Source organism: Streptomyces fagopyri (assembly GCF_009498275.1).
GTDB lineage: Bacteria > Actinomycetota > Actinomycetes > Streptomycetales > Streptomycetaceae > Streptomyces > Streptomyces fagopyri.
In genome coordinates this window covers 4,065,788-4,081,223 of the sequence record NZ_CP045643.1, presented here as the reverse complement: position 1 = coordinate 4,081,223, position 15,436 = coordinate 4,065,788, and the positions used below count along the sequence as shown (strand labels likewise).

Annotated in this window: 17 protein-coding genes and 3 tRNA genes; 17 read left to right on the top strand and 3 right to left on the bottom strand. The window is 70.9% G+C overall.

All coding sequences use genetic code 11. The annotated features are described in order from the left end of the window. The 10 genes from GFH48_RS17470 (at window position 1) to GFH48_RS17425 (ending at window position 9,572) form a co-directional block, all read left to right on the top strand. Window positions 1–741, top strand: coding sequence for a NuoI/complex I 23 kDa subunit family protein (locus GFH48_RS17470; protein ID WP_153289158.1), 741 nt, complete (start codon window positions 1–3; stop codon window positions 739–741). Further along, window positions 738–1,337, top strand: a complete 600-nt coding sequence (locus GFH48_RS17465) for an NADH-quinone oxidoreductase subunit J family protein (protein WP_153289157.1) — start codon at window positions 738–740, stop codon at window positions 1,335–1,337. The genes GFH48_RS17470 and GFH48_RS17465 overlap by 4 nt, the downstream gene beginning before the upstream one ends. Next, window positions 1,337–1,777, top strand: coding sequence for an NADH-quinone oxidoreductase subunit NuoK (nuoK, locus tag GFH48_RS17460; RefSeq protein WP_228120654.1), 441 nt, complete (start codon window positions 1,337–1,339; stop codon window positions 1,775–1,777). Before GFH48_RS17465 ends, nuoK begins: the two co-directional genes overlap by 1 nt. Next, window positions 1,774–3,765, top strand: a complete 1,992-nt coding sequence (locus tag GFH48_RS17455; RefSeq protein WP_153289156.1) for an NADH-quinone oxidoreductase subunit 5 family protein — start codon at window positions 1,774–1,776, stop codon at window positions 3,763–3,765. The genes nuoK and GFH48_RS17455 overlap by 4 nt, the downstream gene beginning before the upstream one ends. Before the next feature lie 6 nt (window positions 3,766–3,771). Beyond that, window positions 3,772–5,349, top strand: coding sequence for an NADH-quinone oxidoreductase subunit M (locus GFH48_RS17450; RefSeq protein WP_153289155.1), 1,578 nt, complete (start codon window positions 3,772–3,774; stop codon window positions 5,347–5,349). Continuing rightward, window positions 5,346–6,845: an NADH-quinone oxidoreductase subunit N gene (locus GFH48_RS17445; RefSeq protein ID WP_153289154.1), complete on the top strand. Its 1,500-nt coding sequence runs from the start codon at window positions 5,346–5,348 to the stop codon at window positions 6,843–6,845. Before GFH48_RS17450 ends, GFH48_RS17445 begins: the two co-directional genes overlap by 4 nt. Before the next feature lie 212 nt (window positions 6,846–7,057). After that, the gene (gene htpX, locus GFH48_RS17440) at window positions 7,058–7,921 is read left to right on the top strand and encodes a zinc metalloprotease HtpX (protein ID WP_153289153.1); all 864 of its coding nucleotides are present in this window, start codon (window positions 7,058–7,060) and stop codon (window positions 7,919–7,921) included. After that, window positions 7,918–8,310, top strand: a complete 393-nt coding sequence (locus tag GFH48_RS17435) for a YccF domain-containing protein (protein ID WP_153289152.1) — start codon at window positions 7,918–7,920, stop codon at window positions 8,308–8,310. Before htpX ends, GFH48_RS17435 begins: the two co-directional genes overlap by 4 nt. 122 nt (window positions 8,311–8,432) lie before the next feature. Continuing rightward, the gene (locus tag GFH48_RS17430; RefSeq protein WP_153289151.1) at window positions 8,433–9,002 is read left to right on the top strand and encodes an SMI1/KNR4 family protein; all 570 of its coding nucleotides are present in this window, start codon (window positions 8,433–8,435) and stop codon (window positions 9,000–9,002) included. A gap of 303 nt (window positions 9,003–9,305) precedes the next feature. Then, window positions 9,306–9,572 carry a GlsB/YeaQ/YmgE family stress response membrane protein gene (locus tag GFH48_RS17425; protein WP_153289150.1) on the top strand — a complete coding sequence of 89 codons (267 nt, stop codon included), beginning with the start codon at window positions 9,306–9,308 and terminating at the stop codon, window positions 9,570–9,572. A gap of 110 nt (window positions 9,573–9,682) precedes the next feature. On the opposite strand, the gene GFH48_RS17420 is transcribed toward GFH48_RS17425, so the two are convergent. Further along, entirely contained in the window at window positions 9,683–10,171 is a 489-nt protein-coding gene (locus GFH48_RS17420; protein ID WP_153289149.1) for a YajQ family cyclic di-GMP-binding protein, read from the bottom strand. A 201-nt stretch (window positions 10,172–10,372) separates the two neighbouring features. Between GFH48_RS17420 and GFH48_RS17415 the strand changes: the two genes are divergently transcribed. Both GFH48_RS17415 and GFH48_RS17410 read left to right on the top strand, forming a co-directional pair. Further along, a tRNA-Tyr gene (locus GFH48_RS17415) sits at window positions 10,373–10,454 on the top strand. A 153-nt stretch (window positions 10,455–10,607) separates the two neighbouring features. Further along, window positions 10,608–10,820 carry a hypothetical protein gene (locus GFH48_RS17410; protein WP_153289148.1) on the top strand — a complete coding sequence of 71 codons (213 nt, stop codon included), beginning with the start codon at window positions 10,608–10,610 and terminating at the stop codon, window positions 10,818–10,820. 150 nt (window positions 10,821–10,970) lie between these two features. Here the strand turns inward: GFH48_RS17410 and GFH48_RS17405 are convergent, their stop codons facing one another. Both GFH48_RS17405 and GFH48_RS17400 read right to left on the bottom strand, forming a co-directional pair. Next, window positions 10,971–11,627 carry an SDR family oxidoreductase gene (locus tag GFH48_RS17405; RefSeq protein ID WP_194280605.1) on the bottom strand — a complete coding sequence of 219 codons (657 nt, stop codon included), beginning with the start codon at window positions 11,625–11,627 and terminating at the stop codon, window positions 10,971–10,973. Between the two features lie 287 nt (window positions 11,628–11,914). Beyond that, window positions 11,915–13,249 (bottom strand): amidohydrolase family protein, encoded by a 1,335-nt coding sequence (locus tag GFH48_RS17400; RefSeq protein WP_153289146.1) that lies wholly within the window; start codon window positions 13,247–13,249, stop codon window positions 11,915–11,917. Between the two features lie 396 nt (window positions 13,250–13,645). Between GFH48_RS17400 and GFH48_RS17395 the strand changes: the two genes are divergently transcribed. The 5 genes from GFH48_RS17395 to GFH48_RS17375 all read left to right on the top strand — a co-directional run bounded on the left by GFH48_RS17395 (window position 13,646) and on the right by GFH48_RS17375 (window position 15,183). Beyond that, window positions 13,646–13,718 (top strand) — tRNA-Thr (locus tag GFH48_RS17395). Window positions 13,719–13,764: 46 nt separating this feature from the next. Then, window positions 13,765–13,837: transfer RNA gene (locus tag GFH48_RS17390), tRNA-Met, on the top strand. Between the two features lie 96 nt (window positions 13,838–13,933). Further along, window positions 13,934–14,098 (top strand): 50S ribosomal protein L33, encoded by a 165-nt coding sequence (gene rpmG, locus GFH48_RS17385; protein WP_004571794.1) that lies wholly within the window; start codon window positions 13,934–13,936, stop codon window positions 14,096–14,098. A 207-nt stretch (window positions 14,099–14,305) separates the two neighbouring features. Continuing rightward, complete coding sequence (locus tag GFH48_RS17380; RefSeq protein ID WP_153289145.1) at window positions 14,306–14,752, top strand: MaoC family dehydratase N-terminal domain-containing protein; 447 nt, start codon at window positions 14,306–14,308, stop codon at window positions 14,750–14,752. Between the two features lie 2 nt (window positions 14,753–14,754). Beyond that, entirely contained in the window at window positions 14,755–15,183 is a 429-nt protein-coding gene (locus GFH48_RS17375; RefSeq protein ID WP_153289144.1) for a MaoC family dehydratase, read from the top strand. Window positions 15,184–15,436 lie beyond the last annotated feature (253 nt).

Below are 15,436 nucleotides of genomic sequence, written 5' to 3'. Positions count from 1 at the left end.
ATGGCCCCCGTTCCCGGCTCAGGTCTGGCCAAGGGCCTGGCCGTCACCCTCCGCACGATGACGAAGAAGACCGTCACCGCGCAGTACCCGGACGTCCAGCCCGAACTGCCGCCCCGCTCCCGCGGCGTCATCGGTCTCTTCGAGGAGAACTGCACGGTCTGCATGCTGTGCGCCCGCGAGTGCCCGGACTGGTGCATCTACATCGACTCCCACAAGGAGACGGTCCCGCCCGCGGCCCCCGGCGGCCGCGAGCGCAGCCGCAACGTCCTGGACCGCTTCGCCATCGACTTCTCCCTGTGCATGTACTGCGGTATCTGCATCGAGGTCTGTCCTTTCGACGCGCTGTTCTGGTCACCGGAGTTCGAGTACGCGGAGACCGACATCCACGAACTCACCCACGAGCGCGACAAGCTGCGCGAGTGGATGTGGACGGTCCCGGCCCCGCCCGCCCTCGACGCCGCCGCCGAGGAGCCGAAGGAACTGGCCGCCGCCCGCAAGACCGCCGACAAGCTCGCCGCCGAGGCCGACAAGCTCGCGCAGGCCGACAAGCTCGCGCAGGCCGACAAGCTCGCGCAGGCCGACAAGCTCGCGGAGGCCGAGAAACTGGCGGAGGCCGAGAGACTCGCGGCCCAGGCGGCCGGGACCGAGCCCCCGGTCCCTGACCCGACCAAGCCCGCCGGGACCGAGCCCCCGGCCTCGGACCCGTCGGACCCCGCCGGACCACAGGACGGTGACGCGTGAGCCTCGCAGCAGCCACGGCCCTCGCGGCGCGCACCACGACCACCGCCGCCGGGAGCCACGGCTTCCTCTCCCCGACCGGCGTCGAGATCGCGTTCCTGCTCGTCGGCCTGGTCACCTTCGGCGCCGCGATCGTCACCGTCACCACCAGGCAACTGGTGCACGCGGCCCTCTGGCTCGTGGTGGCGCTCGGCGGCCTCGCCGTCGAATACCTCCTGCTCACGGCCGAGTTCATCGCCTGGGTGCAGGTCCTCATCTACGTCGGTTCCGTCGTCGTCCTCCTCCTGTTCGGCCTGATGCTCACCCGGGCCCCCATCGGCCGCTCCCCGGACGCCGACTCCGGGAACCGCTGGGCCGCCCTGACCGTGGCCCTCGCCGCGGCCGCCGCCCTGGTCTGGGTCGTCGTCGACGCCTTCCGTACCACCTGGGTCGACCTGGCGGGTCCCGCCGCCGGCTCCACCGAGGTGACCGGAGCGAGCCTCTTCCAGAACTGGGTGCTCCCCTTCGAAGCGCTGTCCGTCCTCCTCCTCGCCGCCCTGGTGGGGGCGATCGTCCTCTCCCGCAAGGCGAAGTCCTCGGAGAAGGAAGAGGCCCGCTGATGCACCTCGCCTATCCCGCCGTGCTCGCCGCCCTCCTCTTCTGCACGGGTCTCTACGGAGTCCTCGCGCGCCGCAACGCGATCCTGGTCCTGATGTCCGTCGAGCTGATGCTCAACGCCGTCAACCTCAACCTCGTCGCCTTCGACGTCTGGCTCTCCAAGGCCGCCCGCGACACGCTCCACTCCGGGCAGGCCCTGACCCTGTTCACCATCGCCATCGCCGCCGCCGAGATCGGCATCGGCCTGGCGATCGTCCTCGCCGTCCACCGCAACCGCGGCACCGCGGACATCGACAGACTCCGCGACACCGCCGAGGGCCCCGAGACGGGCGGCCCCGACGGCGGCGGCCCGGAACGTCACGGCCCGGCCGGTGACGGCGCCGGCGACGGCCCCGAAGGAGCCCCCGTCCCGGCAGACGAGAAGGCTGAGGCCACCGCGTGACCACGACCACCCTCGCCGTCCTCGTCCCCCTCCTGCCGTTCCTCGGCGCCGTGACCGGACTCCTCCTCGGCCGCACCGCCCCCGGATTGGTCCGTCCCCTCGCGGTCCTCCCGCCCCTCGCCTCGCTCGTCATCGCCGTCATCGTCGCCGTGCGCCAGGGCGGCGACCAAGCCGTCAGCGCCGCCACCGAACTGACACCCACCGGCTCGGTCCCCATCGAGCTGGCCCTGTACATCGACGGTTTCGCCGCCCTCGTCGCCGTACTCGTCGGCGTCGTCGCCACCTGCGTGCAGATCTACTCGACGGGCTACCTGCGCGACGACCCGCGCTACCCCTCCTACGCCGCCCTCGTCTCCCTCTTCACCTCCGCGATGCTCCTCGTCGTGTACTCGGGCGACCTGATCGTGCTGCTGGTCGGCTGGGAGGTCATGGGCATCTGCTCGTACTTCCTGGTCGGCCACTACTGGGAGACCCCCGAGGCGCGCGCCGCCTCCATCAAGGCCTTCCTGGTCACCAAGCTCGGCGACGTCCCCTTCCTCATCGGTCTGTTCGCCCTGGCCACCGACGCCGGGTCCTTCCGCGTCACCACGGTCCTCGGCACCGTCGCGAGCGGCGGACTGCACCATCCGACGCTGATCGCCCTGCTGCTCCTCGCCGGCGTCGCGGGCAAGTCCGCGCAGTTCCCGCTGCACACCTGGCTGCCCGACGCGATGGCGGGCCCGACACCCGTCTCCGCGCTCATCCACGCCGCGACGATGGTCGCCGCCGGTGTCTACTTCATCGCCCGGCTCCTCCCCGTCTTCCAGGCCTCGTCGGCCGCGATGACCGTCCTCGCCGTCATGGCCGCCGTCACGATGGCCGGCTCGGCGCTCGCCGCACTCGCCCAGGACGACATCAAACGCGTCCTCGCGTACTCCACGATCGGCCAGCTCGGCTACATGACCGGCGCCCTCGCCGTCGGCGACCGCGGTGCCGCCGTCTTCCACCTCCTCGCGCACGGCGCCTTCAAGGCGCTGCTGTTCCTCGCCGCCGGCGTGATCATCCACGCCTCCGGCACCAACTCGCTGGCCGTCATGTCCCGGATGAAGGACCTGCGGGCCCGCGTCCCGGACGCCTACTGGACGATGACGGTGGCGCTGCTCGCACTCGCCGCGATCCCGCCGTTCAGCGGCTTCTTCTCCAAGGAAGCCGTTCTCGGCGCCGCCGAACACGTCGCCACCGGCCACACCGAGCACGCCCCCGGCGCCGCGGGCTGGATCGTCCTCGTCGCCGGTCTGATCACGGCCGTGCTCACCGCCGCGTACGCCACCCGGCTGTGGCTGCTGGCCTTCCGCGGCCACGGCACCGAGGCTCCCGACCACGGCAGGCAGCCCGTCACCATGACCGCCGTCCTGTGGGTGCTCGCCGTCCCGTCACTCGCCTTCGGCCTGCTGTACGGGCAGCTGCCCGACTGGTTCGACGGCCGCGACCTGACACCGGTACTCACCACCTCCGTCCTCGGCACGGGACTCGCCCTGGTCGGCGGTCTCGTCACCTACGGCGCCTGGCGGCAGACCACCGCGCTCGCGGCCCGCGTGCCGCTGGGCGCGGTGGCGGCCCACCCCGACGCCGACGCCGGAGAGGTCGAGGCCGAGGCGATCGCCGCCCACGCACCCGCCTTCGGAGACGTGGCCTACGCGGCCGACCCCGCGGACCCGGGCCGGCTGCTGCTCGGCCCGCTCCACCGGCACGCGGCCGTCGGCTTCCACCTCGACGCCGTGTACACCGTGCTGTTCGTCCGCCCGGTCCAGGCCGGAGCCTCGCTCGTCCGGTTCCTCGACCGCGAGGTCGTCGACACCTACGTACGCGCAGCGGGCGCCCTACCGCGCTGGCTCGGCGCCGCCGTACGGCGCGCGCAGACCGGAAACGTGCAGACCTATGTGAGCGCGCTGCTCGCCGGCACCGTCGTCCTGGTGGTCGCCGCCCTCCTCGTCGCCACAGGAGCGTGAGCCGGCATGATCGATATCAGTGAATCCGTGATGCAGGTCCTTCTGGCGTTCATCGTCGTCGGCCCGCTCATCGGGGCCGCCGCCGCCCTGCTGCCGGCCCCGCCCGGGCTGAAGGGGAAATCGCCCGAGCAGGCCGTACTGCGGCACGGTGTACTCGTCACCGGCGCGGTGCTCATCGCGGCGATCGTCCTCGCGCTCGGCTTCGACCACGACCACCCGTCGAAGATGCAGGCCACCACGGACATCAGCTGGATCCCCGCACTCGACGTGCGCATCCACCTCGGCACCGACGGCATTTCCCTCCCCCTTCTGGTCCTGACCGCGCTGCTGACCTTCCTCTGCGCGCTCTACAGCTACTTCAAGATGCCCGCGGGCCCCACCCCGAAGGCCTTCGTCGCACTCGTCCTCGTCCTCGAGTCCGGCACCCTCGCCACCTTCGCCGTCCTCGACCTGCTGCTGTTCTTCCTCGCGTTCGAGATGGTGCTCATCCCGATGTACTTCCTCATCGCCCGCTGGGGCGGTGCACAGCGGCAGGCCGCCGCCTGGAAGTTCATCCTCTTCACCCTGCTCGGTTCGGTCGTGATGCTGCTGGGCCTGCTCCTGATCGGAATCAAGGCGGGCACGTTCGACATGGTGGCACTCGCCACTGACAACGGCCGGTCGCTGACCACGTCCGTGCAGGTCATCGCCGTTTTGGCGATCGGTGTCGGGCTCGCGGTCAAGACCCCGATGTGGCCGCTGCACAGCTGGCTGCCGGACGCGCACACCGCCGCGCCCACCGTCGGCTCGGTGCTGCTGGCCGGCGTGCTGCTGAAGATGGGTACGTACGGTTTCGTCCGGATTCTGCTGCCCATCGCGCCGGAGGGCCTCCACACCTTCGCCCCCTACCTCGCCGCCTTCGCCGTGGTCGGGATCATCTACGGGTCCCTGGCCTGCCTGGCCCTCGTCAGACAGGGGGCGAAGGGCGATCTCAAACGGCTCATCGCCTATTCCTCCGTCGGCCACATGGGCTTCGTCCTGCTCGGCATCGCCACGATGACCCCGACCGGCGTCAACGGCGCGCTGTTCGCCAACATCGCCCACGGCCTCATCACCGGCCTGCTCTTCTTCCTCGTCGGGGCGCTGAAGGACCGTACGGGCACGACCGACCTCGACACCCTCGCCGAGGAGACCGGAGCCGCGCTGTACGGCAAGGCCCCGCGTCTCGGCGGGCTGCTCGCCTTCGCCGCCGTCGCCTCGCTCGGACTCCCGGGCCTCGCCGGGTTCTGGGGCGAGATGCTGGCGCTGTTCGGCGCGTTCAAGCCCGCCGACGACCTCAGCCGCCCGGCGTTCCTGACCTTCATGGCCGTCGCCGCCCTCGGCACCCTCCTCACCGCCGCGTACATGCTCCTCGTCGTACGCCGGGTCTGCATGGGCGCGACACCGAGGCCGGAGACCCCGAAGCTCGCCGACGTCCGCAGCTACGAGTTCGCGGCCTGGACACCGCTCGTCGTCCTCACCGTCGTCGCCGGCCTGTGGCCGAAGGCCCTCCTCGGGCTGACCGACCCGGCCGTACAGCAGCTCCTCGCAGGAGGCACCCGATGAGCTCCATGGTCCAGTCCGTCGACTGGCTCGCGATCGCGCCACCCACCATCACCGCGGTCGCCGGACTCGTCGTGCTCGTCGCGGACCTCTTCGTGGGAGCCGCCCGGAAGGCACTCCTCGGCTGGGTCTCGGTCGCCGGCCTCGCCGCGTCCGCGGCCATGCTGCTGCCCCTCCTGGACGGCGACCGGGCCACCTTCTGCCTCACGGGCGACACCGGCCTGTGCAGCTACCGGGCGGACCGCTTCACGCTCGTCGTCCAGCTCCTCGTCCTCGGCGGAGCGCTCCTCGCCGCCCTGCTGTCGGTCACCGCCCTGAAGGACGCGGACAAGGGACTACCCGAAGGGGAGTACTGGTTCCTGCTGCTGTCCTCGGCCGCGGGCGCCGCCCTGCTGCCCGCCTCGCGCGACCTGGCGACCCTCATCGTCGCCCTGGAAGTCGCCTCACTGCCCGCCTTCGCACTCGTCGGCATCAAACACGGCGACAGGAAGTCCTCCGAAGCGGCCCTGAAGTTCTTCCTGTCCTCGGTCACCGCCACCGCCGTGAGCCTCATGGGCGTCAGCTTCGTCTACGCCACGACCGGCACCCTCTACCTGACCCGGATCGCGGACAGGATCCAGCACGTCGACGCGCAGTTCCACACGCTCGCCCAGGCCGGCGTCGTCCTCACCCTCGTCGGCTTCGCCTTCAAGACGGCCGCCGTGCCCTTCCACTTCTGGGTGCCCGACACCTACGTGGGGGCACCCCTGCCGATCGCCGCCTACCTGTCGGTCGTCGGCAAGGCGGTCGGCTTCTCCGGGCTGATCCTCGTCACCGTCGTCGCCTTCCCGTCCTACGCGGACGTCTGGGGCCCGGCACTCGCCGCGCTGGCCGCCCTCACCATGACCGTCGGCAACGTCGGCGCCCTGCGGCAGCGGGCCACGCGCGCGCACAGCGCGGTACGGCTGCTCGCCTGGTCCTCCGTCGGCCAGGCCGGCTACCTCCTGGTGCCGATCGCGTCCGCCGCCTACTCCAAGGACGCCGAGAAGGCCATCGGCTCCACCGTCGCGTACGCCCTGATGTACGCGGCCGTGAACCTCGGCGCCTTCGCCGTGGCCGCCCTCGTCGCCCGCACCAGCCCCCTGAACCGCATCAGCGACTACCGCGCTCTGTACGCGAGGAGCCCCCTCTCGGCCCTGCTCCTCGGTTTCTTCCTGCTCTGCCTCGCAGGACTGCCGCCAGGCGTCATCGGGCTCTTCGCGAAGGTCACCGTCTTCTCGGCGGCCGTCGACGCGGGACTCGGCTGGCTCGCCGTGGTCATGGCGATCAACGTCGTGATCGCGCTCTTCTACTACCTCCAGTGGACGACCCTGCTCTTCCGCTCCCCCGAGGGCGAGACCGAGAGGCATCCGGTACCGGCCCCGCTCACCGCGGCGCTCGCCCTGACGGCGGTCCTGAGCATCGCCCTCTCCGGGGCGCCCCAGCTGATCCTGCGGTTCTCGGCGACCGGCCTGTTCTGACGCCCGCCGGGCACCCGCGCGTGGCCTCCGCGGTCCCCCGCGCGTGGGACGACGCCGCCGGTCACCCGAACGGCCGACACGCGCCGCCGCGCGCACAAGGGAACTAGTGCTCCCCGCCTGGCGTTGACCAGTACGGGAGGGTCCACTGAAGAGTGGAAGCAGAGCATCAGCAGGCAAAGGGTTCCCCTGCCGCACCACTTGGAGGGCGTACCGTGCACCGCCGGCACAACGGGCTCAGGACAGCCGTACTCCTCGGGGGACTGTCCGCGCTCATCATCGTCATCGGCAGCTTCTTCGGGCGTACCGGCCTCGTCGTCGCGCTGTTCATCGCGATCGGCACGAACGCGTACGCGTACTGGAACAGCGACAAACTGGCTCTACGCGCGATGCGCGCGCGCCCCGTGAGCGAGTTCGAGGCCCCGGAGCTGTACCGCATGGTCCGCGAGCTCTCGACGCAGGCCCGCCAGCCCATGCCGCGCCTGTACATCTCGCCGACGGAGGCGCCCAACGCGTTCGCGACGGGCCGCAACCCCCGCAACGCGGCGGTCTGCTGCACCGAAGGGATTCTGCGCCTCCTGGACGAGCGCGAGCTGCGCGGCGTCATCGGCCACGAACTCAGCCACGTCTACAACCGCGACATCCTGATCTCGTCGGTCGCGGGCGCCCTCGCCTCCGTGATCATGTTCCTCGTCAATTTCGCGTGGCTGATCCCCATCGGACGCTCGAACGACGACGAGGGCCCCGGCATCCTCGGCATGCTGCTGATCATGATCCTGGGCCCGCTCGCAGCGTCCCTCATCCAGCTCGCCATCAGCCGCTCCAGGGAGTACGAGGCGGACGCCTCCGGCGCCCAGCTCACCGGTGACCCCCTCGCTCTCGCGAGCGCCCTGCGCAAGCTCGACGCCGGCACGAAGCAACTGCCCCTGCCGCCGGAGCCGCGCATCGAGACCGCGAGCCACATGATGATCGCGAACCCCTTCCGCCCGGGGCAGGGAATGTCGAAGATGTTCTCCACGCACCCGCCCATGGCGGAGCGCATCTCCCGGCTCGAGCAGATGGCAGGTCGCCAGCGATGAAGACAATTCTGAACGTCATTTGGCTCGTCCTGAGCGGCTTCTGGCTGTTCCTCGCCTACCTCGCCGCGGGCGTGCTCCTGTGCATCACGATCATCGGCATCCCCTTCGGCATCGCAGCTTTCCGTATCGGCGTCTACGCCCTGTGGCCCTTCGGCTATACGACGGTGGAGCGCCAGGACGCGGGCGCGCCCTCCTGCGTCGGCAACGTCCTGTGGCTGGTCCTCGCGGGCTGGTGGCTCGCCCTCGCCCACATCGTCACCGGCGTCCTGCTGTGCGTCACGATCATCGGCATCCCCTTCGGCATCGCCAACTTCAAGCTCATCCCCGTGTCGCTGCTCCCCCTGGGACGCGAGATCGTGCGCACGGACCAGCCGTTCGCGACGCGTTAGCCCTCTTTCCGGCGCGCGGCGAGGAGCGCGTCGGCGTCCGGCCCACCCGAAGGCGGTCCGCCCCCGTCCGGGGGTTTTCCACAGGCTGCCCGAATGTCGGTGGGGCGCTGCATCATGAATCCATGACCGAAATCGAGCAGTTGCTGGCGAGCGTCGGCGCGGAGGCCCGCAACACCCGGCCGTGGGGCTGGCCTTCGCTCCCCGAGCCGGTGGACGCGGCGTCGGTCGTCCGTGCCGAGGCCGCTCTGGGCTTCGCGCTGCCACCCTTGCTCGCCACGCTCTATCTGCGGATAGGGGACGGCGGGTTCGGTCCGGAGTACGGCCTGCTGCCGCTGCTCGACGGCTCCCCGTCCGGTGAGCCCGCCGCGGTCCCGCAGTACCTCGCCCACCGCGAGAGCGGCCGCAAGGACCCGGACTGGCCGTGGCCGGAGGGCGTCCTGCCGATATCCCACTGGGGCTGCGGGATGTACGCGTGCGTGGACTGCCGCAGCCCCGAAGGCACGGTCCTGCTCTTCGAGCCGAACGCCGACGAGGCCGACCACGCGTGGTACGTGGACGCGCCCGGCCTCGAGGCCTGGCTCCGTGTCTGGCTGGAGGGCACCGGCTGGTACGAGGAGTCCAACGACGACGCGGACCTGGCCCCCTGGCCCGACTTCCGCACCCGTACGGCGGCGACCCCGGCGGCCCCGTAGCGGACCGCGCCGTCACGAGCCGGGCGTCGCCGTTTCCCAGCCCCGTTCTGTGCCGGAGCCACCTCCGGCCGCCCGGAGCCGGGGGTACCGCACCGGAAGCGGGGCCCCGGACCGGAGCCGGACTGTGGCGTGGGCCGCACCCGTTGATCATTGCAACCACCCGCCCCCGACCAGGCGTCCTTCCTGGCAACGCGCCACGAACACCGGTATCCACCACCGACTGCCCGAACCGGAAGGCATGGACACGGCCAGGCCGGAGCATGAGGACAGCACAGGCACAGCGCGGAGAGGCAGGGGCAGGGCATGAGCATCATCAGCTGGATCATTCTGGGACTGTTGGCCGGAGCCATCGCCAAATTCCTGCTGCCGGGTCGTGACCCGGGCGGTTTCATCGGCACGACCCTCATCGGGGTCACGGGGGCCTTCCTGGGCGGCTGGATATCCGCGCGCTGGCTGGACCACCCGGTCAGCAAACACTTCTACGACGGCGCCACGTGGGCGGCGGCGATCGGCGGCTCGCTCGTCCTGCTGATCCTCTACCGCATCCTGTTCGGCGACTCGCGCCGCTGACCGCGCGGTCCCGGGGCGGCGGCCGACACGCGAGAAGGGCGAGCGCTCGGGGCGCCCGCCCTTCTCACGTGGACACGGTCGTACGCGCCGCAGGCGCAACGGACCGACGGCTACCGGTAGTTCACGTACTGCAGCGCGAAGTCGAAGTCCTTGCCCTTGAGCAGGGCCTGCACGGCCTGGAGGTCGTCACGGCTCTTCGAGCTGACGCGCAGCTCCTCGCCCTGGACCTGAGCCTTCACGCCCTTCGGGCCCTCATCGCGAATGATCTTCGCCACCTTCTTCGCGTTCTCCTGGGAGATGCCCTCCTCGATCGACGCGAAGATCTTGTACTCCTTGCCGGAGAGCTGCGGCTCACCCGCGTCCAGCGACTTCAGCGAGATACCGCGCTTGATCAGCTTGGTCTGGAACACGTCGAGGATGGCCTTCACCCGCTCCTCGGAGTTCGCCTCCATGAGGATCTTCTCGCCGGACCAGGAGATGGCGGCACCGACGTTCTTGAAGTCGTAGCGCTGCGAGATCTCCTTGGCGGTCTGGTTGAGGGCGTTGTCGACCTCCTGCCGCTCGACCTTCGAGACGATGTCGAAACTGGAGTCGGCCATGTCCTGTGGCTCCTTGTATCGGGGTGCGTAGGGGCGGCCGTCGAGCCCGGCATAGGTCCCCGGCCGTATCCGCATAAGCCTAGTCACCCGCTCCCCTTCGAGCGCAGATCAATCGGGTGGCGGAGCACCCCTGGGCATCAGGTATCGTTTACGTCGTTGCCAGAGAGCACCGCCGAAAAGCGGTCTCAGGGCAGCGACCCCGGCGGTGTGCCCGAGCGGCCAAAGGGAGCAGACTGTAAATCTGCCGGCTCAGCCTTCCCAGGTTCGAATCCTGGCGCCGCCACATGAAGGTAAACCCTCTCCGACCTGTCCTAACCGCAGGTCGGAGGGGGTTTCTTCGTTTTGGGCGGGTGGGCTCCGGGGTGGGGCAGCGCAACGACCGGTGAGGGTCTCGTGGGGGAGGTCGGGGCGGGTGCCGTGAGGGCACACTGATCCCATGTCATCGCGTCGCAGGAACTGCCCCGAGTGCCGTCGGGAGATCGCCGTTGTCGCGGGACGCTTCGCCCGGCACGATCCGCCGGGTGCGCGGGGCAGCGGGGAGCTGGTCTCGTGTCCCGGGTCCCGCAGGCAGGCGGAGTTGGGGGCCGCGCAGCCCGCGCTGGACGGGTACGCCGTTCCGGAGTTCCCCGGTCAGCTCCCGCTGTTCTGAGCGGGCTCCGGGCCCCCGCCGACACCACGACGGCGACCTCAGGCGACCCCCGTTGGGCCCCCGCGCCCGGCCCCTTGCAGCCCGCTGCCCCGGCTCCCCGCCTCGCCCTGGTCCCGGTCCCGGTTCTCCGTTCTGATTCCCCGCGTCGCGTCAGTTCCCCGCCACCGACTTGACCGCCACCGAGACGGGGGTCGAACCGCTGATCAGTTCCAAGGTCAGCCCGGCTGTCGCCGAGGTGTCCACCAGCTCCGCGATCACGGCCGCGACGTCGTCGCGCGTGACCGTGCCGCGGCCGGTCGAGGCCTCCAGACGGACGAGGCCGGTTCCGGCGTCGTTGATCAGGCCGCCGGGGCGCAGGATCGTCCAGTCCAGGGCCGTACGCCCGCGTACGTACTCGTCGGCCGCGCCCTTGGCGCGCAGGTACACGTCGAACACGTCGTCGCCCTGGTGGGAGGGGTCCGCGCGCATGGCGGACACGACCACGTAACGCCGTACCCCCGCCTGCTCCGCCGCGTCCGCGAACAGGACCGCGGCGCCCCGGTCCACGGTGTCCTTGCGGGCCGTGCCGCTGCCCGGGCCCGCACCCGCCGCGAAGACGGCCGCGTCCGCACCCCGCAGATGTGCGGCGACCTCCTCCACCGACGCCGACTCCAGATCGCACAGAACCGGTTCGGCACCGGCCGCCCGCAGATCGTCGCCCTGCTCGGCGCGGCGGATGATCCCCGCGACCTCGTCACCGCGTGCGGCGAGCAGGCGCTCCAGCCGCAGCGCGATCTGACCATGACCTCCAGCGATGACAATGCGCATGTTTCCGACCGTACGCCCGGACGCACGCGTTCGCCGCACGACCTGTGGACAACTCGCGGGTCACGAGAGTGATCCTGCGAACGAGTGATCGGAAGAGGCGGCGCGGGAGGAGGAACGAGGGGCGGGGGACGGGAGGGCGGCGAGGCGGCGGACCTTCTTCCGTTTATCGGCTCCCGGCTCCCGGCTCCCGCACCCCGGTTCCGGAATCCCGCATCCCGGTTCCCGACTCCCGGCTCTCAACGTCCCCCGTGCGGACCGCTCCTGAGGGTCATGAAGACGGGAAACCCTCAGGAGGGATCGCCGCTTCCCTGTCGCGGCAGGTCCAGGCCGGCCGCCGCGTCGCAGTACTCACGCACGGCGCTGGTCCGCGCCACCACGCGCCCCCGGTGCACCACGATCCGGCTGTACGCGAGCGACAGTGCTCCCGCGAGCCCGTCCCCGCGCACCGCGAGCAACTCGGCCGGGAATCCCGCCTCCACGCGTACCTCGGGCAGCCCGAGAGCGGACCGTGCCCCGGAACTCACGGCGTAGTACGCGTCCTCGGGGCGCAGTCCGTACCGCGAGGCCAGCAGGTACGCCGCGTCCAGGGGGTCCCCGCGGCCCACCGGGTTCGCCACGTCCCGCAGGGCGCCGCCGCCGGCCACGACCCGTACCCCGGCAGCTCGTAACAGCCGTACCGGGGCCGTCCCGCGACGCTCCGAAGCGCCGCAGCCGCCCTGCGGCAGGCACACCACGGTGACGCCCGCGGCGGCGAGTTGGTCCGCCGCCAGGGCGGCCGCCTCGGCGTGCAGCCGGCCGAGCCCGGCGCACGGGCTCAGCGTCACCCCGGACCGCAGTCCGCCCGCCATCGCGGCGAGCCGCCCGAGCCGGGCGGGGTCGGTGGCGTCCGTGTGCAGGTCGACCGGGCAGCCGTGCTCGGAGGCGAGTTCCAGGACCGCTTCCACGTACCCGGTGGGATCGGGGTCGGCGTCCGGGCAGCCGCCCACCACCGAGGCGCCCATCTTCACGGCGTCCCGCAGCATCGCCAGACCGTCGGCCCCGGCGATCCCGCTGAGCACTCGCGGCATCGCCACCACCGACAGTTCGGTGAGCCCTCGCAGCGCCCGCCGGGCCTGGAGCACCGCGTCCAGTGCGCCGAGCCCCTGTACGTCGCCGACGCGCACGTGAGAGCGCAGTGCGGTCGCCCCGTGCGCGAGCTGCAGCAACGCGGCCTCGGTGGCCCGGCGCTGGATCTCGTGGGGGTCGTACGGGACGGGGCCGTCGTCCTCGGCCGTCAGAGCCGTGTCGCCGTGTGCGTGGGGTTCGGCGGGGGCCGGCAGGAGCAGGTAGCCGCCGAGGTCCACCTTCGGGGTCCGTGCTCCGGAGGACTCCGTCGCCAGGCTGCCCGCCGTGCCGACCGCCTCGATACGCCCACCGCCGAGCCGTACGTCCACGGTCCGGCCGTCGGTGAGCCGCGCCCCGCACAGCAGCAGGGTGGCCGTGTCGGCCCCTCCCGACGGGACGGACGGGACGGACGAGGGGGACGAGGGGGACGAGGGAGACGAGGCGAATGGGGACGAGGGGGAGGACGGGGACGACGGGGACGACGGGGAGTGGGGCGGCTGCGACTCGCTGTCGGGCATCGCGCTCCTGGAGCTCGGGGGCGACTGGGAGGGGAGGGGGAAGTCGGTTGCGGAGAGTGCCGATGCGGACGGTTGAGTGACGGAGAGACAGGTGGTCAAGATCACGCAGCGTGAGTCGAGCCTAGGGTGGCGAGCCGCCCTCGTCGGGGAGGAGCGCAATAGTCGTACTGGTGTGGTCCGTCGCTCGGGAGAGGCCCCGGACCTGCGATGGGTCCGTGGTCCACGGGGTGCGAGCGTCGCGTGTCGCGGCCGGTGCGCACGCTCCCGGAGGGGGGCGGGGAACGGGTGGGAGGCGGGCCGGTGAGCGGCGGGGAAGCGGCCGGGAACAGGCCGGGGCGGGTGCCGCGAAACGGATTTGGGCGATCGGCGGAGGACCGTGTAATGTCTTCATCGCTCGCCCCAATAGCTCAGTCGGTAGAGCGTCTCCATGGTAAGGAGAAGGTCTACGGTTCGATTCCGTATTGGGGCTCTGGTGTGGGAGGTCCCCGTCGCGAGACGGGGTCCGATCACATCAAAGCGGTGTAGCTCAGTCGGTAGAGCAAGCGGCTCATAATCGCTGTGTCACCGGTTCAAGTCCGGTCACCGCTACTGACGGTAGCCGATTGTGGGGTCGGTCCTTCGATCGGCTACTCTTCTATGCGTTAAACGTCTTAATGTCCCATCCGTTCGTCAAGGAGCACTCCTGTGGCTGCCACCGACGTCCGCCCGAAGATCACGCTGGCCTGCGTGGAGTGCAAGGAGCGGAACTACATCACCAAGAAGAACCGGCGTAACGACCCGGACCGACTGGAGATGAAGAAGCACTGCCCGCGTTGCAACGCGCACACCGCGCACCGCGAAACGCGATAATTTCAGGCTCGTACACGAGGCCGTCCCCAGTAACGGGGGCGGCCTCGCGTCGTTCACCGGTCGGGTGCCGCGCGTGTCGATCGCCGGGCGCCGGCCACCGGCCTCCGGCCAGGACCGAGTGCCGCAGCGAGGGCACCGGACCCCGGCCGGGATCCGCTCCACCGCGGCATCCGCCGCACCGGCTGAAGACCAGGAGGTTCCGGGCCCATGGCGCTCGACCAGTCCTTCGTGGGGCGGTCCTACCCGCCCACCGACCCGTATGAGGTGGGCCGGGAGAAGATCCGCGAATTCGCGGAGGCCGTGGGGGACGCCAATCCGGCGTACACCGACCCGGAGGCCGCCAAGGCGCTCGGGCACGCCGATGTGATCGCCCCGCCCACCTTCGTGTTCGCCATCACCTTCAAGGCCGCGGGACAGGTCATCGAGGACCCCCAACTGGGTCTCGACTACAGCCGCGTGGTGCACGGCGACCAGAAGTTCGCCTACACACGCCCGGTGCGCGCGGGCGACCGGCTCACGGTCACCTCGACCATCGAGGCGATCAAGTCCATGGCCGGCAACGACATCCTGGACATCCGCGGCGAGGTCCACGACGAGACGGGCGAGCACGTGGTGACGGCCATCACCAAACTCGTGTCCCGGGCAGGGGGCTGATCATGGCGGCGAAGATTACGTACGGTGATGTCGAGGTCGGTACGGAGCTGCCGACCCAGACCTTTCCCGTGACACGCGCCACACTCGTGCAGTACGCGGGCGCCTCGGGGGACTTCAACCCGATCCACTGGAACGAGAAGTTCGCGGTCGAGGTCGGTCTCCCCGACGTCATCGCGCACGGCATGTTCACCATGGCCGAGGCGATCCGCGTGGTCACCGACTGGGTCGGCGACCCGGGCGCGGTGGTCGAGTACGGGGTGCGGTTCACGAAGCCCGTCATCGTCCCGAACGACGACAAGGGGGCGACCGTCGAGGTCAGCGCCAAGGTCGCGGCCAAGCTGGACGACAACACCGTCCGCGTCGACCTCACCGCCACGAGCGCGGGGCAGAAGGTCCTGGGCATGTCACGAGCGGTCGTGCGACTGGCCTGATCGCGGGCCGTGCGCCGGGCCGACGGTGGACGACGGTCGCACCGCGGGCCGACGGTGGACGACGGGTCGTGCCGCGGGCCGACGGGCGGCTCGTAGGCCCGGTCGGCCGTCGACAGGCGAGCGGCGACCGTCGGCGGTAAGGGGCGCCCGCCCTTGGCGGGCGCCCCTTACCCGTCCTCGCCGGTCCGGTCCCGGGCCTCCTCCTCACGCGCCCCATGCACCTCATGCGACACGCGACGCCCCATTTCCCGGA

Excerpts from the sequence above, each read along its gene's own strand:
- GFH48_RS17470 (WP_153289158.1), top strand. The coding sequence starts at position 1 with ATGGCCCCCGTTCCCGGCTCAGGTCTGGCCAAGGGCCTGGCCGTCACC.
- GFH48_RS17375 (WP_153289144.1), top strand. The coding sequence starts at position 14,755 with ATGGCGGCGAAGATTACGTACGGTGATGTCGAGGTCGGTACGGAGCTG.
- GFH48_RS17435 (WP_153289152.1), top strand. The coding sequence starts at position 7,918 with ATGAAGACAATTCTGAACGTCATTTGGCTCGTCCTGAGCGGCTTCTGG.
- GFH48_RS17445 (WP_153289154.1), top strand. The coding sequence starts at position 5,346 with ATGAGCTCCATGGTCCAGTCCGTCGACTGGCTCGCGATCGCGCCACCC.
- GFH48_RS17420 (WP_153289149.1), bottom strand. The coding sequence starts at position 10,171 with ATGGCCGACTCCAGTTTCGACATCGTCTCGAAGGTCGAGCGGCAGGAG.
- GFH48_RS17430 (WP_153289151.1), top strand. The coding sequence starts at position 8,433 with ATGACCGAAATCGAGCAGTTGCTGGCGAGCGTCGGCGCGGAGGCCCGC.
- GFH48_RS17405 (WP_194280605.1), bottom strand. The coding sequence starts at position 11,627 with ATGCGCATTGTCATCGCTGGAGGTCATGGTCAGATCGCGCTGCGGCTG.
- GFH48_RS17400 (WP_153289146.1), bottom strand. The coding sequence starts at position 13,249 with ATGCCCGACAGCGAGTCGCAGCCGCCCCACTCCCCGTCGTCCCCGTCG.
- nuoK (WP_228120654.1), top strand. The coding sequence starts at position 1,337 with ATGCACCTCGCCTATCCCGCCGTGCTCGCCGCCCTCCTCTTCTGCACG.
- GFH48_RS17410 (WP_153289148.1), top strand. The coding sequence starts at position 10,608 with ATGTCATCGCGTCGCAGGAACTGCCCCGAGTGCCGTCGGGAGATCGCC.
- GFH48_RS17425 (WP_153289150.1), top strand. The coding sequence starts at position 9,306 with ATGAGCATCATCAGCTGGATCATTCTGGGACTGTTGGCCGGAGCCATC.
- GFH48_RS17450 (WP_153289155.1), top strand. The coding sequence starts at position 3,772 with ATGATCGATATCAGTGAATCCGTGATGCAGGTCCTTCTGGCGTTCATC.
- GFH48_RS17380 (WP_153289145.1), top strand. The coding sequence starts at position 14,306 with ATGGCGCTCGACCAGTCCTTCGTGGGGCGGTCCTACCCGCCCACCGAC.